Raw genomic sequence first — 20,022 nt, 5'->3', positions numbered from 1 at the left:
CGCACTTGCTCGGCATTCTCTCTGCGATGCCTGTTGAGCTTTGCGGCAAAGGTTGCACTGCGCATCAGTGTCGGGCTTCTTGCCGGCAAGCCGGCTCCTACAGGATTGGAGTGGGCTTGCCCTTGGCCAGAAAATGACACGTCGCTTGACTCGTGAATTTTTTCGTGTATTTTTTCATGAAAAATAAGTCTAAAAAATTCACGGTGGTTCTAAGCGATGAAGATGCACGAAGAGGTTGAGGCCCTGGCGATCCTTATTCACGACCTGCGCAAATTCAAGAACCTGTCGTTGAGCGAACTGGCTGAGCGCGCTGATCGTTCGGTGGGCTACCTTTCCCAGGTCGAGCAGGGTGCTACCCGTCCCACCGTGGCGGACCTTACCGCAATCAGCGAAGCGCTCGGCGTTTCCACCGCATACTTCTATAACCTGAGCAAGCCTCGCGCCGTCAGTTGGGTGACTCGCCCTCATGAGCGACGCACGGTGTACTTCGGCTCGGGCATTACCGATGCGCTCGCTTCGCCCACTATCGCTGGCGCCTTCTCCATGCTCGACAGCCTTCTCGAGCCGGGTGCGACCAGTGGCGAGCAGTACCTGAGCGACCGTTCGGAACAGGGCTGCTTCGTGCTCGAGGGTGACCTGACGGTGTGGTTGGACGACAGCGACGCCGTGACACTCCATGCAAACGACAGCTTCCAGCTGCAACCCCACGCGCACTTGCGTTACGCCAATCTGACGGACAAGCCCACCCGCGTGCTTTGGGTATTCAATTGAATTCGTTCACATCACAAGGATAAGAAGATGAGTCTCATCTTTCCGGATCTGTTGACTGAAGTGCGCTCGTTCCGAGCGGAACACCCAGAAGTACGGTATGTCGACCTGATTGCACTGGATATTCCCGGGCACTTTTATGGCAAGCGATACCCAATGGACATGCTCGAGAAAGTCGCAGCCGGCGCCCCGCTGAAGGTGCCGCAGAATTGTGTACTGCTGGGCACCCAGGGTGGCCTCTACCCGATTGGTGACTACTGCTTTGCCGATGGAGACCCGGATGCAGCACGGCGCCTGGTGCCTGGGACGTTGAGACCGGTGCGCTGGGAAAAGGAAGTGATCGCACAGATGCTGATGACTTCGGACGGCACTGCAAATCCTATCGAGTTCGAGCCCCGTGAAGTGCTGGCCCGTGTGGTCGAACGTCTTGCCAAGCGCGGCATCCGCCCGGTCGTGGCCTTCGAGCTTGAGTTCTACCTGTTCGATCGCAAGCTCAAGGACGGCCTGCCGCGGTTCCCGCGCGATACCGCGACTGACGATGAAGATGATCAGCCGAACATGCATATCGAACGGTTGTCGCGATTTTCGTCCGTACTGCATGAGATGGTCGATGTCGCTAACGAGCAGGGCGTGCCGGCAAACGTCATCACGGCGGAGCTTGGCCCTGGCCAGTTCGAAATCAACTTCTCCCACAGCGACGATGCGCTGAGCGCGGCGGACTGGTCGGCGCTGTTCTGCCGCAGCACTCGCGGTGTCGCGATGAAGCATGGCTATCGTGCAAGCTTCATGAGCAAGCCATACCTGGACGCCCCGGGCAGCGGGATGCATGTGCATGTGAGTCTGTACGACGACGCTGGCAACAACATCCTCGCCGGTCGCGAACAGCGCAACTTGCGCCATGCGGTGGCCGGGTGCCTGGAGCTGCTTCCCCATTGCATGCCGATCTTCGCACCCAACCATAATGCCTACCGCCGCTACGGGGCCATGGTCAACGCTGCCAGCGTTGCGAGCTGGGGCTTCGAAGACCGCGACGCCTGCATTCGCATTCCCGAGTCCGACTCGCGCAACGTGCGTATCGAACACCGGCTCGCCGGCGCCGATGCCAATCCGTACCTGGTGCTGGCGGCCATCCTGACTGGGATGGAGCATGGCCTGGATCGCGGCATCGAACCCATTGCGCCACTGAACGACAACCGCAAGAGCGGTATCGACTTTCCCAAGGATGCCCTGAGCGCAATAGCCGCCATGCGCCACCATCCGGTGGTCAACGAGGGGCTAGGCAGTGAGTTCGTGATGGTCTACTGCGAAAACAAATACCAGGAGCAACTGGATTTTCTCAATGACATCAGTGCTCGCGAATATCGCTGGTTCTTGTAAGTGCCAATAGCCAAGTCATGACGCTGCACCCTCTATTCAACAAGTTTGAATATAACTCCCAACACTGATTTGCCGGAGGATGATATGCCACGTGTGCCCGTTATCGGCATCACAGCATGCACCCGCATGATTGAACAGCATGCGACCCAGATTATCAGCGAGAAGTATGCGCGCGCTGCGGCCAAGGCGGCGTGTGGTTTACCAATCGTGATTCCCAGTCTCGCTGACTTGATGGATACCGCCGACATAATCGACACGGTGGATGGGCTGATCTTTACCGGCTCGCCGTCCAATATCGAACCTTTCCATTACAACGGCCCAGCCAGTGCACCGGGAACTCATCACGACCCTGTGCGCGACGCCACGACTTTACCGCTCATGCGTGCAGCCATCGCGGCAGGCGTTCCGGTACTTGGCATTTGCCGTGGCTTCCAAGAGATGAATGTTGCGCTGGGTGGCACCTTACATCAGAAAGTTCATGAGACGGGTTCATTCATGGACCACCGCGAGGGCAAGGATGAACCCATGGAAAAGCAATATGGCCCGCGCCACACGATGCATATACAGCCAGGCGGCATGATGGACCGCATGGGGTTGCCGGCGATCATCGATGTCAATTCCATACATGGCCAGGGCATAGATGTGTTGGCGCCTGGGTTAAGGGTGGAAGCGCGTGCACCGGATGGCCTGGTGGAAGCGATCTCGGTGGAAGGCAGCAAGGGATTTGCCCTGGCCGTGCAATGGCACCCGGAGTTTCAGGTGCTGGAAAACCCACATTACCTGACGATCTTCCAGTCGTTTGGAAAAGCCTGCCGGCAACGTTCGGTGCTGCGCCAACTGATGTTGAAGTCCGCCTGAAAACTGCCCGATCCCGCATATAGAAAAGTATCCGCGCAGCCCGCCTGCGTATATTGATGGAGAGAAGTCGATGAGTGAAAAGAATTCGCAGACCCTTGCCTGGCAAGCGATGAGTCGTGACCATCACCTGGCACCTTTCAGCGATGTCAAACAACTTGCCGAGAAAGGCCCGCGTATCATTACCTCGGCCAAGGGCGTGTACCTGTGGGACAGCGAAGGCAACAAGATCCTCGATGGCATGGCCGGCCTGTGGTGCGTGGCGGTCGGCTACGGTCGTGACGAGCTGGCCGACGTGGCCTGCCGGCAGATGAAGGAACTGCCGTACTACAACTTGTTCTTCCAGACCGCGCACCCACCCGCGTTGGAACTGGCCAAGGCGATTGCCGACGTGGCCCCGCAAGGCATGAACCATGTGTTCTTCACCGGCTCCGGTTCCGAGGGCAACGACACCGTGTTGCGCATGGTTCGTCACTACTGGGCGATCAAGGGCAAGAAGAGCAAGAAGGTCATCATTGGCCGCATCAACGGTTACCACGGCTCCACCGTGGCCGGTGCGGGGCTGGGCGGCATGAGCGGCATGCACCAGCAGGGCGGCCTGATTCCGGATATCGTGCACATCCCGCAGCCGTACTGGTTTGGCGAAGGCGGCGACATGACCGAGGCCGAATTCGGTGTGTGGGCGGCCGAGCAGCTGGAACAGAAGATTCTTGAGGTTGGCGTGGACAATGTCGCCGCCTTCATCGCTGAGCCGATCCAGGGAGCCGGAGGTGTCATCATTCCGCCGCAGACCTACTGGCCGAAGGTCAAGGAAATTCTGGCCAAGTACGACATCCTGTTCGTCGCCGACGAGGTGATCTGCGGCTTCGGTCGAACCGGCCAGTGGTTCGGTACCGATTACTATGGCCTTGAGCCCGACCTGATGACAATCGCCAAGGGCCTCACCTCTGGCTACATCCCCATGGGCGGTGTGATCGTGCGTGACGAAGTGGCCAAGGTGCTCGGCGAAGGCGGTGACTTCAACCATGGCTTCACTTACTCCGGTCACCCGGTGGCGGCTGCGGTAGGCCTGGAAAACCTGCGTATCCTGCGCGACGAGAAGATCATCGAGCGGGTCCGCGAAGAAACCGCGCCCTACCTGCAAAAGCGCCTGCGCGAGTTGGCCGACCACCCGCTGGTGGGCCAAGTGCGCGGGTTGGGCATGCTCGGTGCGATCGAGCTGGTGAAGGACAAAGCCACTCGGGCGCGCTACGAAGGCCAAGGGGTCGGCATGATCTGCCGCCAGCACTGTTTCGACAATGGCCTGATCATGCGCGCCGTGGGCGATACCATGATCATCGCGCCGCCACTGGTCATCAGCATCGAAGAGATCGACGAACTGGTGGAAAAGGCGCGCAAGTGCCTGGACCTGACCTACCAGGCCATTCAGTGAGGGTAGGGCGTCTCGGTAGGGGCCAAGCGGTTCCCGCCGAGGGGCTCGCTTCACTGCCTTGAAGCAAGCGCGGTGGCGGGCTTGATTTGTGAAGGCATTCCTGTATTTTCCATGCCAATCATTTCTATGTTGCTTAGCCGCGCTTGATCTTGGGTCGTACGTTTACTTCGCACAAACTCGTGAACCCGCCTTCATGTTGTCGAGCCCATTGAAGATCACGGCATGCGATGTTCTTGCGTTCAAGGTTCAAGCATGAAAGTTCACGAAGAAATTGAAGAGCTGGCTGTACTCATTCGCGACTTGCGCAAGTTCAAAGGCCTGACACTGGGCGAGCTGGCTCAACGTATTGGCCGTTCGGTGGGTTTTCTCTCCCAGGTAGAACGGGGCGTGTCGCGTCCAACCGTGGCGGACTTGACGGCGATCAGTGAAACGCTCGGTGTGTCGACGGCGTACTTTTACAACCTGGACAAACCCCGTGGGCTCGATTGGGTAACCCGTCCTGAGGCCCGTCGTACGCTGCATCTGGGCGGTGGTATTACCGATGTGCTGGTCTCGCCCACGATCAACGGGGCTTTTTCCATGCTGGACAGCCACCTCGAACCAGGGGCTAGCAGCGGGGAGGAATACCTGGATGACAGTTCGGAGCAGGGCTGCTTCGTGCTCGAAGGCGAGTTGACGGTCTGGCTGGACGAAGGTGAGCCTGTGACGCTTCGCACCAATGACAGCTTTCAGTTGCAATCCCACGCACGTTTTCGTTACGCCAACCTAACGGACAAACCCACCCGCGTGCTTTGGGTCTTCAATTGAGGCACGCGCAGTGAGACTGTTTTTTCGCCAGCTCGCCGAGGCTCGTGACCTTCTGCAGGGTGCGCTGAAACCACACGCTCGGCGAGCAGAAGACGCGGTACGCCTCCTGATCCCCGAGTAGTTGGTTTTTCGCGGGCAACCTATCCGACCGCTTCCACTTCCAGGAACGCCGCCTCCAGCAGCTGCCGCGTATAGGCATGCTGCGGCGCATGGAAGATTGTCTGCGCATCCCCTTGTTCCACCACATGTCCATGCTTGATCACCATCAACTGGTGACTCAGCGCCTTGACCACCGCCAGGTCATGACTGATGAACAGGTAGGTAAGGTTGTACTTGCTCTGCAGATTGCGCAGCAATTCCACGACCTGCCGTTGTACGGTCCGGTCCAGCGCTGAAGTTGGCTCGTCCAGCAAGATCAGTGCAGGTTTCAACACCAAGGCCCGGGCAATCGCGATCCGCTGACGTTGGCCTCCGGAAAACTCATGGGGATAACGGTGACGGGTCCGCGGATCGAGCCCCACTTCCTCCAGTGCCGCGATAATCGCCGCTTCCTGTTCCTGCGCAGTGCCGATGCGGTGGATACGCAAACCCTCGCCGACGATGTCCGCCACGCACATGCGCGGGCTCAGGCTGCCGAAGGGGTCCTGGAACACCACCTGCATTTCCCGCCGCAGTGGCCTGACTTCCTTCTGGTTCAAGCGCTCCAGGTTCTGCCCGTGGAACCGGATTGCCCCCTGGCTTGAAATCAAGCGCAGGATGGCCAAGCCCAATGTCGATTTACCGGAGCCGGACTCACCCACGATCCCTAGCGTCTGCCCCTGGGGCAGGCTGAAGTTGACGCCATCCACCGCCTTCACATGGTCAACCGTGCGCCGCAGAAGCCCCTTTTTGATCGGGAACCAGACCTTGAGGTCCTTCACCTCCAGTAGCGGCGCGCCCTCCGGGTTATGTGCAGGCAAACCGCTCGGCTCGGCGTTGATCAGCATCTGCGTGTAAGGGTGTTGCGGTGCGCTGAACAGTTGGCTGCAGTCGGCTTGTTCGACGATCTGTCCGCGTTGCATCACGCACACGCGGTGGGCGATGCGCCGCACCAGGTTGAGGTCGTGGCTGATCAACAACAGGGCCATGCCCAGGCGCTTCTGCAGTTTCTTGAGCAGCTCAAGAATCTTCAGCTGAACTGTCACGTCCAGTGCCGTGGTTGGTTCGTCGGCGATCAGCAGTTCAGGCTCGTTGGCCAGGGCCATGGCGATCATCACCCGTTGGCGCTGGCCGCCGGACAGTTCATGGGGCAAGGCCTTCAGACGCTTCTTCGGCTCGGGAATACCGACCATTTCCAGCAGTTCGAGGGTGCGGGCGGTGGCTTGCTTGCCCGTCAGGCCTTTGTGTATCAGCAGGATCTCGTTGATCTGTTTCTCGATGCAGTGCAGCGGGTTCAAGGAGGTCATTGGCTCCTGGAAGATCATCGCGATGCGGTTGCCGCGAATGTGGCGCATGGCCTTTTCGCTTTGATGCAACAGGTCCTTCCCCTCGTAGCGGATGCTGCCGCCGGGGTGGCGTGCGAGGGGGTAGGGCAGCAAGCGCAGGATCGAGTGGGCGGTCACCGATTTGCCCGAACCGCTCTCGCCGACCAGGGCCAGGGTCTCGCCCTTGCGGATGTCGAAACTGATGCCATCGACCACGCGGTTGACCTGCTCGCCGGTGACGAACTCCACCGCAAGGTCACGGACTTCGATCAGGTTGTCTTCGCTCATGTCATTTCCTCGGGTCGAAGGCGTCACGGGCGGACTCGCCGATGAACACCAGCAGGCTCAACATCACCGCCAGTACGGCGAAGGCGCTGATGCCCAGCCAGGGCGCCTGCAGGTTGGATTTGCCCTGGGCCACCAGCTCACCCAGCGAAGGCGCGCCGGGCGGCAGGCCGAAGCCGAGGAAGTCCAGGGCGGTCAGGGTGCCGATGGCGCCAGTGAGGATGAAGGGCATGAAGGTCATGGTCGAAATCATCGCGTTGGGCAGGATGTGCCGGTACATGATCGCGCCATTGCGCATGCCCAGGGCACGGGCGGCGCGCACGTATTCGAGGTTACGCCCGCGCAGGAACTCGGCGCGGACCACGTCCACCAGGCTCATCCAGGAGAACAGCAGCATGATCCCCAGCAGCCACCAGAAATTGGGCTGAACGAAACTTGCCAGGATGATCAGCAAGTACAGCACCGGCAAGCCCGACCAGACCTCCAGGAAGCGCTGTCCGGCCAGGTCGACCCAGCCGCCGTAGTAGCCCTGCAAGGCGCCGGCAATGACGCCGACGATGGAGCTGAGCACGGTCAGCGTCAGGGCGAACAGCACCGAAACGCGGAAACCGTAGATCACTCGGGCCAGCACGTCGCGTCCCTGGTCATCGGTGCCCAGCCAGTTGTCGGCCGAAGGCGGCGCAGGGGCTGGGACCTTTAGGTCGTAGTTGATGCTCTGGTAGCTGAACGGAATCGGCGCCCACAGCACCAGGCTGTCTTTCTTGGCCAACAGCTCGCGGATATACGGGCTCTTGTAGTTGGCCTCCAGCGGGAATTCGCCGCCAAAGGTGGTCTCTGGGTAGCGCTTGAACGCCGGGAAATACCATTGGCCGTCGTAACGCACGGCGATGGGTTTGTCGTTGGCGATCAGTTCGGCACCCAGGCTCAGGCCGAACAGAATGATGAACAGCCACAATGACCACCAGCCCCGGCGGTTGGCCTTGAAGCGCTCGAAGCGCCGACGGTTGAGAGGGGACAGGGCCATGTCAGTGCTCCCGGCTGGCGAAGTCGATGCGTGGATCGACCAGGGTGTAGGTCAGGTCGCCGATCAGTTTCACCACCAGCCCCAGCAGGGTGAAGATGAACAGGGTGCCGAAGACCACCGGGTAATCGCGGTTGATCGCCGCTTCGAAACTCATCAGCCCCAGCCCATCGAGGGAGAAGATCACCTCGATCAGCAGCGAGCCGGTGAAGAAGATTCCGATGAAGGCCGACGGGAAGCCGGCGATCACCAGCAGCATGGCGTTGCGGAACACATGGCCGTACAGCACCCGCGACCGGCTAAGGCCCTTGGCCTTGGCGGTGATCACATACTGTTTGTTGATCTCGTCGAGGAAACTGTTCTTGGTCAGCAGGGTCATGGTGGCGAAGTTGCCGATCACCAGCGCGGTAATCGGCAGTACCAGGTGCCAGAAGTAGTCCAGTATCTTGCCGCTGGTGGACAGCGCGTCGAAGTTGTTCGAGGTCAGGCCCCTGAGCGGGAACCAGTCGAAGTAGCTGCCGCCGGCGAACAGCACGATCAGCAAAATGGCGAACAGGAACGCGGGAATGGCATAGCCGACGATGATCGCCGAGCTGGTCCAGACGTCGAAGTGGCTGCCGTGACGCACTGCCTTGGCGATCCCCAGGGGGATCGACACCAGGTACATGATCAGGGTGCTCCACAGCCCCAGCGAGATCGACACCGGCATCTTCTCTGCAATCAGGTCGATGACCTTGGCGTCGCGGAAGAAGCTTTCCCCAAAATCCAGTTGGGCGTAGTTCTTGATCATGATCCACAACCGTTCCGGCGCCGACTTGTCGAAGCCGTACATCCGCTCGATCTCGGCGACCAGCGCCGGGTCAAGGCCTTGCGCCCCTCGGTAGCTGGAACCGGCCACCGAGACCTCCGCGCCACCGCCGGCGATGCGGCTGGTGGCGCCTTCGAAGCCTTCGAGCTTGGCGATCATTTGTTCCACCGGGCCACCGGGGGCGGCCTGGACGATGATGAAGTTGATGATCAGGATGCCGAACAGCGTTGGAATGATCAGCAGCAGGCGTCGCAGGATGTAGGCCAGCATGTCAGTTGGCCTCATCGGCAGGGGCCGCTGTATCCGGCGTGGCCGGGGCGACTTCGGGCTTGATCCACCAGGTGTCGATGCCCACGTCGTATTTGGGCGACACGTTCGGGTGGCCGACGTTGTTCCAGTAGGCCACGCGCCAGGTCTTGATGTGCCAGTTGGGGATCACGTAGTAGCCCCAGAGCAATACACGGTCCAGTGCCTTGGTATGGTTGATCAGGCTCTGGCGCGAATCGGCGTTGATCAACTGCTCGACCAGTTGGTCGATGGCCGGGTCGCGCAGGCCGATGAAGTTGCGGCTGCCGGGGTTGTCGGCGGCGGCGCTGGTCCAGTACTCGCGTTGCTCGTTGCCGGGCGAGTTGGACTGCGGGAAACCACCGACGATCATGTCGAAGTCGCGCGAGCGCAGGCGGTTGATGTACTGGGAAACGTCGACCCGGCGGATGTTCAGGTCGATGCCCAGGTCGGCCAGGTTGCGCTTGAACGGCAGCAGGATACGCTCGAACTCGGTCTGTGCCAGCAGAAACTCGATGGACACCGGCTTGCCCTGGGCATCGACCATCTTGTCGTCGACGATCTTCCAGCCGGCGTCCTGCAGCAGCTGGTATGCCTTGCGCTGTTGCTCGCGGATCACGCCGCTGGCATCGCTGACCGGGTTGTGGAATGCCTCGGTGAAGACCTGCTCGGGGATCTTGCCGCGCAAAGGGTCGAGAATCTTCAGTTCATCGGCGCTGGGTAGGCCACGGGCGGCCATTTCGGAGTTTTCGAAGTAGCTGCCGGTGCGGGTGTAGGCACCGTTGAACAGCTGTTTGTTGGTCCATTCATAGTCCAGCAGCAGGCTCAGCGCTTCGCGTACGCGTACGTCCTGGAACAGCGGGCGGCGCAGGTTGAAGATAAAGCCTTGCATACCGGTTGGGTTGCCGTTGGGCAGCTCTTCGCGAACCAAGCGACCTTCACGTACCGCCGGTACGTTGTAGGCGGTGGCCCAGTTCTTCGCGCTCATTTCCAGCCAGTAGTCGAATTGCCCGGCCTTGAGCGCTTCCAGGGCCACGGTGTTGTCGCGGAAAGCATCGAAGGTCATGGCGTCGAAGTTGTAGAAACCTCGGTTGATCGGTAGGTCCTTGGCCCAGTAGTCCTTGACCCGCTCGTAGCGAATCGAACGGCCAGCCTTGACCTCGGCCACCTTGTACGGGCCGCTGCCCAGCGGAATTTCCAGGTTGCCGCGGGTGAAGTCGCGGCCCTCGTACCAGTGCTTGGGCAGCACTGGCAGTTGGCCGAGAATCAGCGGCAGCTCACGGTTGTTCCCGTGCTTGAACTTGAACAGCACCCGCAGCGGATCTTCGGCGACCACTTCGGCCACGTCGGCATAGTACTGCCGGTACAGCGGCGCCCCTTGCTTGGTCAGGGCATTGAAGGTGAACACCACATCGTCGGCCCGCATCGGGTGGCCGTCATGGAAGCGGGCTTCGGGGCGCAGGTAGAAGCGCACCCAGCTGTTGTCCGGGGCTTTTTCGATCTTGCCGGCCACCAGGCCATACTCGGTGAACGGCTCGTCCAGGCTCTGGCGCATCAACGTGTCGTAGATGATGCTGATGTTGTCGGCGGCGACCCCTTTGTTGATGAAGGGGTTGAGGCTGTCGAAGCCGCCGAAGCTGGACTGACGGAAGGTACCGCCCTTGGGGGCGTCCGGGTTGACGTAGTCGAAGTGCTTGAAGTCGGCCGGATACTTGGGCGCTTCGTCGTAAAGGGTAAGCGCATGTTGTGGCGCGGCCAATGCCGGTAGGCTCAGGCAGGCGAGCCACAGGCTGCCTGCCAGCCGGCGCAGTCGATGCGTTGGCATCATTGGGCTTTCTCCGAAGTCTTGAGCCACCAGCTGTTCAAGCCCAGTGTATAGGGCGGTGTGGCGACGAAAGCGAACCGGTTGCGGTACGCCAGGCGGTGATTGTCGAGATACCAGTTGGGAATCATGTAGTAATGCCACGAAAGCACACGGTCCAGGGCGCGGGCGGCGGCGACCTGGTCGTCGCGGGTACGGGCGGCGAGCAACGTGTCGAGCAGGTGGTCGACCACCGGGTCCTTGACCCCAGCATAGTTCTTGCTGCCCTTGGTGGTCGCCTGGCTGGAGTGGAAGTACAGCCATTGCTCGAGCCCAGGGCTGAGGGTCTGGTTCAGGGTCATCAGGATCATGTCGAAATCGAACTGGTCCAGGCGCTGTTTGTACTGGGCCCGGTCCACGGTGCGCAGGCGCGCGTCGATACCGATGCTCGCCAGGTTTTCGACATAAGGTTGCAGGATGCGTTCAAGGTTGGGGTTAACCAGCAACAGTTCCATGCGCAACTGCTGGCCTTTGTTGTTCACCAGGCGTTGGCCGTCAAGCTTCCAGCCGGCTTGGGCGAACAGGGCCAGGGCCTGGCGCAGGGTCTGGCGGTTGATACCGCGGCCATCGGTGTGGCTGACCTTGTAGGGCTCGGTGAACAGCTTATCTGGCAACTGGTCGCGGAACGGTGCGAGCAGCAGCCATTCCTTGCCGGTGGGCAGGCCGGTCGCCGCGAACTCGCTGTTGGGGTAGTAACTGGTCGAACGCCGGTAGGCGCTGCTGAACAGGGCGCGGTTGGTCCACTCGAAATCGAGCATCAGGCCCAGGGCCTGACGAACCTGCGCATCGCTGAAGGTGGCGCGGCGGCTGTTCATGAACAGCCCTTGGGTCTGGGTCGGAATGCGGTGGGGTATTTGCGCCTTGATCACATCACCCCGGCGCACCGCCGGAAAGTTGTAGCCGTTCGCCCAGTTCTTGGCCTGGTGCTCGATATAGATGTCGAATTCGCCGGCCTTGAAGGCTTCGAAGGCCACCGTGGCGTCGCGGTAGAACTCGTACTCGACACGGTCGAAGTTGTACTTGCCCCGGTTGACCGCCAGGTCCTTGCCCCAGTAATTCTTCACACGCTCGAACACCAGGCTGCGGCCTGGCTGCACCTGGGTGATGCGGTATGGACCGCTGCCCAGCGGCGGCTCGAAGGTTGTGGCCTTGAAGTCGCGGTTTTGCCAGTAATGCTTAGGCAGCACTGGCATTTCTCCCAAACGCAGGATCAGCAAGGGGTTGCCAGTGCGCTTGAACACGAAGCGGATACGCAGCGGCCCAAGAATATCCACCCGCCGCACTTCCTGCAGATTGGTGCGGTAGATCGGGTGGCCCTCCTTGAGCAGGGTTCGGTAGGAGAACGCAACGTCTGCCGAAGTGATCGGGTGACCGTCGTGGAATCGGGCTTCAGGACGCAGGTTGAATACCACCCAGCTGCGGTCCTCGCTGTATTCCACCGAGCGGGCGATCAGGCCATAGCTGGAGGTCGGTTCATCACCGGATGGGTCGTACTGGCCGGTACCGATCATCAGCGGTTCGTTTAGCTCGCTAATGCCGTATTGCAGGAAGTTCGGTGTGGTGACCGGGCTGGAGCCCTTGAAGGTGTAGGGGTTGAGCGTGTCGAACGTGCCAAATGCCATGGCCCGCAACGTGCCGCCTTTGGGCGCTTGCGGGTTGACCCAGTCGAAATGGGTGAATGTGGCCGGGTACTTGAGCGTGCCGAACTGCGCGTATCCGTGGCTTTCGCTCACCATCGCGACTGCGGGAAAGCTCAAGGCCAGGCTGAGTGACAGCAGGAGGGGACGTATCAATTCGGCATCCGATCCAGAGGCGTTGGGCTTTGGTCGGGCTACAGTAACAGCTTGGCGGGGTTGGAAAAAGGGTGTCTCGGAAGGCCTGTTCGGCTCCCGCCGATTGCCCGCCAATTCATCGAGTCAGCGTTTATCGGTAGGCGCCGACTTGCCGGCGATCACCGGCGAAGCCGGTGCCATGCACCGCGTCGCGTGCCGCACGGGTTAACCCGCGCCCACAAGCTGCCAAGCAACCCGATGCACATCAGTGCGACAGGTAAACCGTCAGGGTCTGCCCTGGCTTGAGGGCATGCCCGCTGCGCGGGTTCCACCGCTTGAGGTGTTTCATCTCGACGTTGAAACGTTTGGCCACCAGGTACAGCGAATCACCTTTGCGCACCTTGTATTGGGTGGAACGCTTCTGCGACGACGCTACACGGTTGCCCGCCGCGCTGGGCGCGTTGCCACCACGCAGGGCCAGTACCTGGCCTGCACGCAGGCGATTGCCCGGGAGTTTGTTCCAGCGCTGGATATCCTTCACTGAAACACGGTTGGCCTTGGCGATGCTGGCCAGGTTGTCGCCACGCTTGACCCGGTAGCTGCGCGCCGCAGGAGCCTTGGCCTCGGCGACCGCAGCCTCGAACACGGCCTTGCGCGGCTGCAGGCTGACCAGTTGTTCTGGCTTGAGGTTGTTCAGGCTGTCGGACAGCAGTTGCGCTTTGGCCGTTGGCACTAGCAGTTGCTTGGGGCCATCGACGGTCATGCGCTTCTTGAACGCCGGGTTTAGCTGGATCAGTTCGTCTTCGTCGATGTTGGCAAAGGCGGCCACCCGTGACAGGTCGAGGCGATCGTTGATCGCCACGGCTTCGAAATAGGGTTCGTTGGCGATGGGGTTCAGGTTCACGCCATAGGCCTCCGGCGTCATCACCACCTGCGACAGGGCCAGTAGCTTGGGCACGTAGTCGCGGGTTTCCTGTGGCAGCGGCAGGTTCCAGTAGTCGGTGGGCAGGCCAAGCCTCTCGTTCCGCTCGATAGCCCGGCTGACCGTGCCTTCACCCGCATTGTAGGCGGCAAGGGCCAGCAGCCAGTCACCGTTGAACATGTCGTGCAGGCGGGTCAGGTAGTCCAGTGCAGCGTTGGTGGACGCGGTGATGTCGCGGCGGCCATCGTAGAAGTTGGTCTGGCGCAGGTTGAAGTGGCGACCGGTGGACGGGATGAACTGCCACAGGCCGACGGCATGGGCGCGGGAGTAGGCCATCGGGTTGTAGGCACTTTCGATGGCAGGCAGCAGCGCCAGCTCCAGCGGCATGTCGCGTTCTTCGAGCCGCTCGACGATGTAGTGCAGGTACAGGCTGCCTCGCTCGCCAGCGCTTTCGAGGAAGGTCGGGTTGCTGGCGAACCACAGGCGCTGCTGCTCGATGCGCGGGTTGACGTCGATGTTGTCCTGCAGGGCGAAGCCCTGGCGCATGCGCTCCCACACATCCTGGGGTGCCTGGTCGGCAGGCTTGACCGCCAGTGGCGAAGGCTTGTGCTTGATCCGAGCCTGGTAGTTGTGCGCGCGAACGCTGTCGGATTCGTCGAGCTGACGGGTGCTCTGGCAACCCACCAAGGTGGCGGCCAGGGCCAGCGCACTGATTTTGGCCAGGCGCGTCAGGGCGACGGAATGAGAGGTTCTGCGGCTACGGGAAGACATCGGCTGGGACAGGTTTCCGGGCGAAAAATTTCGGCGATTCTAGAAACCGGTCCCTCCCGGGTCAACCGTTGACCACGGTTTGCGATATATCTTGAGGTTATCAGAAGGTGTCCTTCCAAGACCTCAAGGCAGCAAAAACAGTGACCTGCGTGGGGTTTGAATGTCCCTTCCATTCGTCTGCTTTTTGTTTAACTAATGTTTCAGCGGTACGCAGGAAGGGGTTGGTGAGCCGCTCCAGGCCGATAGTTGATGGCAAGGTGATGCGATTGTCGGCGCGCAGCCGGGTAACGTCCTCGAAACGCTGCAGAACGTGCGGGTTGGAGGGCTCCACGGCCCTGGCGAAACGCAGGTTGCTCAGGGTGTACTCGTGGGCGCAGTAGACCTCGGTACGCTCGGGCAAGGCCGCCAGGCGGGCGAGGGCCGGTTGCATCTGTTCTGGGGTCCCTTCGAACATGCGGCCGCAGCCGGCGGCGAACAGTGTGTCGCCACTGAACAGCAGCGGGGTTGACGGTTGGTCGCTGAAGTAGGCGATATGCCCGAGGGTATGGCCGGGCACGGCCAGCACCTGGAAGGTCACGCCCAGTACGGTCAGCTGGTCGCCCTCGTCCAGCGCCAGGTCGCGGCACGGAATACGCTCGTGGGCCGGGCCGCAGACACGGGCGTCGGTCAGGCGCTTGAGCCGCTCGACACCGCCAACGTGGTCGTTATGGTGATGGGTGACCAGGATGTCTTCCAGCACCCAGCCTGGGTGACTGGTCAGCCAGGCCTCCACTGGGCCGGCGTCACCAGGATCGACCACCGCGCAACGGCGTTTGGCAGTATCCTGTAACAACCAGATGTAGTTGTCGGAGAAAGCGGGGAGAGCATCGATCTGTATCATGGTGCGGATCCGAATCGCCAAGCGGCACATGAGGGCATCTTAGCCGCGATGGCGCGGTGCGAGAACCTTCGAGGGAGAGCGCAATGACCGACCAAGCCTTTGCCCAGGCCGACCCGGACTGGGTCGAGCTGATCAGCCTGGCCCGTGACTGGTTCAACGGGCCACTCGGGCGACTGATGCTCGAGGAAGAGGACAAACTGCTCGAAGAAGAACTGGGGCGCTTTTTTGGCGGCTTCCTGGTGCACTACGGCCCCTGCGCCGATGCGCCCCCCAGTGCGCCGCAGGTTCAGCGCAACGTTCGCCTCGGCGCGCCGCTGCCGGGTGTGGAGATCGTCTGCGAAGAACAGGCCTGGCCGCTCGGCGAGCACGCCGCCGACGTGGTGGTGCTGCAACATGGCCTGGATTTCTGCCTGTCGCCCCACGGGCTGCTGCGCGAGGCAGCCAGCGCCGTGCGCCCCGGCGGGCACCTGCTGATCGTCGGTATCAACCCCTGGAGCAGTTGGGGCGTGCGTCATCTCTTCAGTCATGGCGCCCTGCGCAAGGCCCGCTGCATCTCGCCGTCGCGAGTGGGCGACTGGCTCAACCTGCTGGGTTTCGCGCTGGAGAAACGCCGCTTCGGGTGCTATCGTCCGCCGCTTGCCTCGCCCGCCTGGCAGCAACGCCTGGCAGGCTGGGAACGGGTGGCCGGGGGCTGGCAGAGCGCCGGTGGCGGGGTGTACCTGCTGGTGGCGCGCAAGATGGTGGTTGGCCTGCGGCCGCTGCGTCAGCAACGCCGCGAACCCATGGGCAAGTTGCTGCCACTGCCGATGGCCAAGGTCAACCGCGAGCGCAACGAGCCCTGACAGGCCCCGCGTGGCCGACACACTGCATTTTAAACGAGTGGTACATGAGCGATAGCGTCGAAATCTACACCGATGGTGCCTGCAAGGGTAATCCTGGCCCTGGTGGCTGGGGCGTCCTGATGATCTACAAGGGCGTCGAGAAAGAGCTGTGGGGCGGCGAGCGCGAAACCACCAACAACCGTATGGAACTGATGGCCGCGATCCAGGGGCTGATGGCGCTCAAGCGCGAATGCGAGGTGGTGCTGACCACCGACTCGCAGTACGTCATGAAGGGCATCAACGAGTGGATGGTCAACTGGAAGAAACGGGGCTGGAAGACAGCTTCCAAGGAACCGGTGAAAAACGCCGACCTTTGGCAGCAGCTCGATGAGCAAGTCAATCGTCACAAGGTGACCTGGAAGTGGGTGCGCGGTCATATCGGCCACCCCGGCAACGAGCGTGCCGACCAATTGGCCAACCGCGGCGTCGACGAAGTGCGCACCCAGGGTTGAGCTGGGGTACAATCCGCCCCTTTGTCATAGATGCAAGTTGGAGCCCTCCGCGTGGAGCAGCAGCAAGATACCAGGCTGGTCATTCTCGATACCGAAACCACCGGCATGCCGGTGAGCGAAGGCCATCGAATCATCGAGATCGGCTGTGTCGAGGTCATCGGCCGGCGCCTGACCGGGCGCCACTTCCACGTCTATCTGCAACCTGATCGCGAGAGTGACGAGGGCGCCATTGGCGTTCACGGTATCACCGATGCCTTCCTCGTCGGCAAGCCGCGTTTTGCCGATGTGGCCGAGGAGTTCTTCGAGTTCATCCAGGGCGCCACGCTGGTCATCCACAACGCGGCGTTCGACGTAGGCTTCATCAACAACGAATTCGCCTTGCTCGGGCAGCACGACCGCGCTGATATCTCCCAGCACTGCACCATCCTTGACACCCTGTTGCTGGCCCGTGCCCGTCATCCAGGGCAGCGCAACAGCCTCGATGCGTTGTGCAAACGCTACGACATCGACAACTCAGGCCGTGAATTGCACGGCGCCTTGCTCGACTCGGAACTGCTGGCTGACGTCTACCTGGCGATGACGGGTGGCCAAACCAGCCTGTCACTGGCAGGCCATGGTGGCGATAACGATCAGCAGGGGCAGGGCGGTGCTGGCAGCGAGATTCGCCGCATTACCGGGCGCGCGCCGGGGCGGGTGATCATGGCCACTGCCGAGGAACTGGAAGCCCATGCCGAGCGGTTGGCGGCAATCGCCAAGTCGGCGGGCGGGCCGGCGATGTGGCAGGCATTGACGGAAACGCCTGCCGGGTAATTCGCTGACCGTACCGGGCTGATTGCCGGCAAGCCGGCGCCTGCAGGGGCTGCCCAGATCCTCAACTACCCTGAACAGCATGACCTGTTCGAAAGGGGGTAGTAGCTGATGTACAAGGACCTCAAGTTCCCCATTCTCATTGTCCACCGGGCAATCAAGGCCGACAGTGTTGCCGGGGAGCGTATACGCGGTATAGCCGAGGAGCTGAGCCAGGACGGTTTCGCCATCCTCGCCGCGGCCGACCATGCCGAGGCCCGTCTGGTTGCCGCCACTCACCACGGACTGGCGTGCATGCTGGTCGCCGCCGAAGGTGTCGGCGAGAATACCCACCTGCTGCAGAACATGGCCGAGTTGATTCGCCTGGCACGCCTGCGTGCCCCGGACCTGCCTATTTTCGCCCTGGGCGAGCAGGTCACGTTGGAGAATGCGCCCGCCGAGGCCATGGGCGAGCTCAACCAACTGCGCGGCATCCTCTACCTGTTCGAAGACACCGTGCCATTCCTGGCACGGCAAGTGGCCCGAGCCGCTCATAATTATCTCGATGGCTTGCTGCCGCCATTCTTCAAAGCCTTGGTCCAGCATACCGCGCAATCGAACTATTCCTGGCACACCCCCGGTCATGGCGGTGGCGTGGCCTACCGCAAAACCCCCGTAGGCTTGGCGTTTCATCAGTTCTTCGGGGAAAACACCCTGCGTTCCGACCTCTCGGTTTCAGTGCCCGAGCTCGGCTCGCTGCTCGATCACACCGGCCCACTGGCAGCTGCGGAGGCCCGCGCCGCCCGCAACTTCGGTGCCGACCACACGTTCTTCGTGATCAATGGTACCTCGACGGCCAACAAGATCGTCTGGCATGCCATGGTTGGCCGTGACGACCTGGTACTGGTAGACCGCAACTGCCACAAGTCGGTAGTGCATGCGATCATCATGACCGGGGCCATCCCCATCTACCTGTGCCCGGAGCGCAACGAGCTGGGCATCATCGGCCCGATCCCGCTCAGTGAGTTCAGTGCCGAGGCCATCCGGGCGAAAATCCAGGCCAACCCTCTTGCGCGCGACCGTGGAGCCCGGATCAAGCTGGCGGTGGTGACCAACTCTACCTACGACGGGCTGTGCTACCACGCCGGGTTGATCAAACAGGCGCTGGGTGCCAGCGTCGAGGTGTTGCATTTCGATGAAGCCTGGTTCGCTTATGCGGCATTTCATGAGTTCTTCGACAATCGCTACGCCATGGGCACTGTCTGTGAGGCGGACAGCCCGCTGGTGTTCAGCACTCACTCGACCCACAAACTGCTCGCCGCTTTCAGCCAGGCATCGATGATCCACGTGCAGGATGGCGCGCAGCGCCAGCTGGACCGCGACCGCTTCAACGAAGCGTTCATGATGCATATTTCCACGTCCCCGCAATACAGCATCCTGGCTTCGCTGGACGTGGCATCGACCATGATGGAGGGCCCCGCCGGACGTTCACTGTTGCAGGAAATGTTCGACGAGGCCCTGAGTTTTCGCCGGGCCCTGGCCAATTTGCGTGAACACATCGCAGCGGATGATTGGTGGTTCAGTATCTGGCAGCCGACGACCGCCGAGGGCATCCACCGCCTGGCGGTACAGGATTGGTTGCTGCAGCCGGGCGCCCAGTGGCATGGTTTTGGTGAAGTGGCGGACGACTATGTGCTGCTGGACCCGCTCAAGGTCACGCTGGTCATGCCAGGGCTCGATGCCGGCGGCGTGCTGGGCGAGCATGGTATTCCCGCAGCGGTGGTCAGCAAGTTCCTCTGGGAGCGGGGGCTGGTGGTGGAGAAGACGGGGTTGTACAGCTTCCTGGTGCTGTTCTCCATGGGGATCACCAAAGGCAAATGGAGCACCTTGCTCACCGAATTGCTCGAGTTCAAACGCCATTACGACGGCAACACGGCATTGAGCGCTTGCCTGCCCAGTGTCGTGGCGGTGGCACCTGTGCGGTACCAGGGCATGGGCCTGAGGGACCTGTGCAACCAACTGCACGATTGCTACCGCGCCAATGCTACCGCCAAGCAGTTCAAGCGTTTGTTCACACGCTTGCCCGAGGTGGTGATGAGCCCGGCCCAGGCCTATGACCGCATGGTGCGCGGCGAGGTGGAAGCGGTGCCGATCGAGGCGCTGCTGGGGCGGGTCGCGGCGGTGATGCTGGTGCCGTATCCGCCGGGTATCGCCCTGATCATGCCGGGCGAACGCTTTACCGAAACCACCCGCTCGATTCTCGATTACCTGGTGTTCGCCCGCGCTTTCGACAGCGGCTTTCCTGGCTTCGTCGCCGATGTGCATGGGCTGCAGCACGAGAACGGCATCTACACGGTGGACTGCATCAAGGAATGCGAATGATCTCGACGCCAGTGCGCGCCAGTTCGAAGCGGTCTTCGCCCAGGTGGTTGACCCGGTCGCCGATGGCCAGGCGATAAGTGGTGATCGGTGCGCCCAGGGTGGTGCCGTCGACCTGGAGCGTGGACTCCTGGAATTCATGCACGGGATAGATACGGCCTTCGGCGTCACGGGCGTGGAACTGACCGACCATTACTGCTGCCATTTGGGTGAAAAC

At 61.4% G+C, this 20,022-nt stretch carries 17 protein-coding genes; 9 read left to right on the top strand and 8 right to left on the bottom strand.

Annotated elements, in window-relative coordinates; genetic code table 11:
- Positions 1 to 216 precede the first annotated feature (216 nt).
- The 5 genes from C4Q26_RS02495 to C4Q26_RS02475 all read left to right on the top strand — a co-directional run bounded on the left by C4Q26_RS02495 (position 217) and on the right by C4Q26_RS02475 (position 5,239).
- Positions 217 to 771, top strand: a complete 555-nt coding sequence (locus C4Q26_RS02495) for a helix-turn-helix domain-containing protein (protein WP_104882683.1) — start codon at positions 217 to 219, stop codon at positions 769 to 771.
- Between the two features lie 27 nt (positions 772 to 798).
- Positions 799 to 2,145 carry a glutamine synthetase family protein gene (locus C4Q26_RS02490; protein ID WP_027907633.1) on the top strand — a complete coding sequence of 449 codons (1,347 nt, stop codon included), beginning with the start codon at positions 799 to 801 and terminating at the stop codon, positions 2,143 to 2,145.
- An 84-nt stretch (positions 2,146 to 2,229) separates the two neighbouring features.
- Positions 2,230 to 3,003 (top strand): gamma-glutamyl-gamma-aminobutyrate hydrolase family protein, encoded by a 774-nt coding sequence (locus C4Q26_RS02485; protein ID WP_023379724.1) that lies wholly within the window; start codon positions 2,230 to 2,232, stop codon positions 3,001 to 3,003.
- A 70-nt stretch (positions 3,004 to 3,073) separates the two neighbouring features.
- On the top strand, positions 3,074 to 4,432 hold the full coding sequence (locus C4Q26_RS02480; protein ID WP_104881965.1) for an aspartate aminotransferase family protein: 1,359 nt from the start codon (positions 3,074 to 3,076) through the stop codon (positions 4,430 to 4,432).
- 252 nt (positions 4,433 to 4,684) lie between these two features.
- The gene (locus tag C4Q26_RS02475) at positions 4,685 to 5,239 is read left to right on the top strand and encodes a helix-turn-helix domain-containing protein (RefSeq protein ID WP_023379726.1); all 555 of its coding nucleotides are present in this window, start codon (positions 4,685 to 4,687) and stop codon (positions 5,237 to 5,239) included.
- Between the two features lie 140 nt (positions 5,240 to 5,379).
- Here the strand turns inward: C4Q26_RS02475 and C4Q26_RS02470 are convergent, their stop codons facing one another.
- The 7 genes from C4Q26_RS02470 to gloB form a co-directional block, all read right to left on the bottom strand.
- Positions 5,380 to 6,990: an ABC transporter ATP-binding protein gene (locus C4Q26_RS02470; protein WP_023379728.1), complete on the bottom strand. Its 1,611-nt coding sequence runs from the start codon at positions 6,988 to 6,990 to the stop codon at positions 5,380 to 5,382.
- Between the two features lies 1 nt (position 6,991).
- Positions 6,992 to 8,011 carry an ABC transporter permease gene (locus C4Q26_RS02465; protein ID WP_023379729.1) on the bottom strand — a complete coding sequence of 340 codons (1,020 nt, stop codon included), beginning with the start codon at positions 8,009 to 8,011 and terminating at the stop codon, positions 6,992 to 6,994.
- Position 8,012: 1 nt separating this feature from the next.
- Entirely contained in the window at positions 8,013 to 9,086 is a 1,074-nt protein-coding gene (locus tag C4Q26_RS02460; RefSeq protein ID WP_023379731.1) for a microcin C ABC transporter permease YejB, read from the bottom strand.
- A 1-nt stretch (position 9,087) separates the two neighbouring features.
- Positions 9,088 to 10,929 (bottom strand): extracellular solute-binding protein, encoded by a 1,842-nt coding sequence (locus C4Q26_RS02455; protein ID WP_104882682.1) that lies wholly within the window; start codon positions 10,927 to 10,929, stop codon positions 9,088 to 9,090.
- Positions 10,926 to 12,755: an extracellular solute-binding protein gene (locus tag C4Q26_RS02450; RefSeq protein ID WP_027907631.1), complete on the bottom strand. Its 1,830-nt coding sequence runs from the start codon at positions 12,753 to 12,755 to the stop codon at positions 10,926 to 10,928. Before C4Q26_RS02450 ends, C4Q26_RS02455 begins: the two co-directional genes overlap by 4 nt.
- A 244-nt stretch (positions 12,756 to 12,999) precedes the next feature.
- Positions 13,000 to 14,427, bottom strand: a complete 1,428-nt coding sequence (locus tag C4Q26_RS02445) for a transglycosylase SLT domain-containing protein (RefSeq protein ID WP_023379736.1) — start codon at positions 14,425 to 14,427, stop codon at positions 13,000 to 13,002.
- A gap of 100 nt (positions 14,428 to 14,527) precedes the next feature.
- Positions 14,528 to 15,307 (bottom strand): hydroxyacylglutathione hydrolase, encoded by a 780-nt coding sequence (gene gloB / locus C4Q26_RS02440; RefSeq protein ID WP_023379738.1) that lies wholly within the window; start codon positions 15,305 to 15,307, stop codon positions 14,528 to 14,530.
- Between the two features lie 83 nt (positions 15,308 to 15,390).
- Between gloB and C4Q26_RS02435 the strand changes: the two genes are divergently transcribed.
- The 4 genes from C4Q26_RS02435 to C4Q26_RS02420 all read left to right on the top strand — a co-directional run bounded on the left by C4Q26_RS02435 (position 15,391) and on the right by C4Q26_RS02420 (position 19,808).
- On the top strand, positions 15,391 to 16,149 hold the full coding sequence (locus C4Q26_RS02435; RefSeq protein WP_023379740.1) for a class I SAM-dependent methyltransferase: 759 nt from the start codon (positions 15,391 to 15,393) through the stop codon (positions 16,147 to 16,149).
- A gap of 44 nt (positions 16,150 to 16,193) precedes the next feature.
- A complete protein-coding gene (rnhA, locus tag C4Q26_RS02430; RefSeq protein WP_023379742.1) occupies positions 16,194 to 16,640 on the top strand; it encodes a ribonuclease HI in 447 nt (148 codons plus the stop codon).
- Positions 16,641 to 16,691: 51 nt separating this feature from the next.
- Positions 16,692 to 17,450, top strand: coding sequence for a DNA polymerase III subunit epsilon (gene dnaQ / locus C4Q26_RS02425; RefSeq protein WP_104882681.1), 759 nt, complete (start codon positions 16,692 to 16,694; stop codon positions 17,448 to 17,450).
- A gap of 108 nt (positions 17,451 to 17,558) precedes the next feature.
- The gene (locus C4Q26_RS02420; RefSeq protein WP_023379745.1) at positions 17,559 to 19,808 is read left to right on the top strand and encodes an Orn/Lys/Arg decarboxylase N-terminal domain-containing protein; all 2,250 of its coding nucleotides are present in this window, start codon (positions 17,559 to 17,561) and stop codon (positions 19,806 to 19,808) included.
- Here the strand turns inward: C4Q26_RS02420 and C4Q26_RS02415 are convergent.
- Complete coding sequence (locus tag C4Q26_RS02415; RefSeq protein ID WP_023379747.1) at positions 19,792 to 20,010, bottom strand: hypothetical protein; 219 nt, start codon at positions 20,008 to 20,010, stop codon at positions 19,792 to 19,794. The two genes, C4Q26_RS02420 and C4Q26_RS02415, sit on opposite strands and share 17 nt — an antisense overlap.
- Positions 20,011 to 20,022: the final 12 nt, after the last annotated feature.

Origin of the sequence: Pseudomonas sp. SWI44 (genome assembly GCF_002947915.1) — a bacterium.
In the GTDB taxonomy this organism is placed as follows: Bacteria; Pseudomonadota; Gammaproteobacteria; order Pseudomonadales; family Pseudomonadaceae; genus Aquipseudomonas; species Aquipseudomonas taiwanensis.
Note: the sequence above shows the minus strand (reverse complement) of the source record. Positions and strands in the feature narration are given on the sequence as shown.

What these genes read in the sequence shown, in the direction of transcription:
- C4Q26_RS02445 (WP_023379736.1), bottom strand. Translation starts at nt 14,427, where the DNA reads ATGTCTTCCCGTAGCCGCAGAACCTCTCATTCCGTCGCCCTGACGCGC.
- C4Q26_RS02475 (WP_023379726.1), top strand. Translation starts at nt 4,685, where the DNA reads ATGAAAGTTCACGAAGAAATTGAAGAGCTGGCTGTACTCATTCGCGAC.
- gloB (WP_023379738.1), bottom strand. Translation starts at nt 15,307, where the DNA reads ATGATACAGATCGATGCTCTCCCCGCTTTCTCCGACAACTACATCTGG.
- C4Q26_RS02470 (WP_023379728.1), bottom strand. Translation starts at nt 6,990, where the DNA reads ATGAGCGAAGACAACCTGATCGAAGTCCGTGACCTTGCGGTGGAGTTC.
- C4Q26_RS02465 (WP_023379729.1), bottom strand. Translation starts at nt 8,011, where the DNA reads ATGGCCCTGTCCCCTCTCAACCGTCGGCGCTTCGAGCGCTTCAAGGCC.
- rnhA (WP_023379742.1), top strand. Translation starts at nt 16,194, where the DNA reads ATGAGCGATAGCGTCGAAATCTACACCGATGGTGCCTGCAAGGGTAAT.
- C4Q26_RS02455 (WP_104882682.1), bottom strand. Translation starts at nt 10,929, where the DNA reads ATGATGCCAACGCATCGACTGCGCCGGCTGGCAGGCAGCCTGTGGCTC.
- C4Q26_RS02460 (WP_023379731.1), bottom strand. Translation starts at nt 9,086, where the DNA reads ATGCTGGCCTACATCCTGCGACGCCTGCTGCTGATCATTCCAACGCTG.
- C4Q26_RS02490 (WP_027907633.1), top strand. Translation starts at nt 799, where the DNA reads ATGAGTCTCATCTTTCCGGATCTGTTGACTGAAGTGCGCTCGTTCCGA.
- C4Q26_RS02435 (WP_023379740.1), top strand. Translation starts at nt 15,391, where the DNA reads ATGACCGACCAAGCCTTTGCCCAGGCCGACCCGGACTGGGTCGAGCTG.
- C4Q26_RS02485 (WP_023379724.1), top strand. Translation starts at nt 2,230, where the DNA reads ATGCCACGTGTGCCCGTTATCGGCATCACAGCATGCACCCGCATGATT.
- C4Q26_RS02495 (WP_104882683.1), top strand. Translation starts at nt 217, where the DNA reads ATGAAGATGCACGAAGAGGTTGAGGCCCTGGCGATCCTTATTCACGAC.
- C4Q26_RS02415 (WP_023379747.1), bottom strand. Translation starts at nt 20,010, where the DNA reads ATGGCAGCAGTAATGGTCGGTCAGTTCCACGCCCGTGACGCCGAAGGC.
- C4Q26_RS02420 (WP_023379745.1), top strand. Translation starts at nt 17,559, where the DNA reads ATGTACAAGGACCTCAAGTTCCCCATTCTCATTGTCCACCGGGCAATC.
- C4Q26_RS02480 (WP_104881965.1), top strand. Translation starts at nt 3,074, where the DNA reads ATGAGTGAAAAGAATTCGCAGACCCTTGCCTGGCAAGCGATGAGTCGT.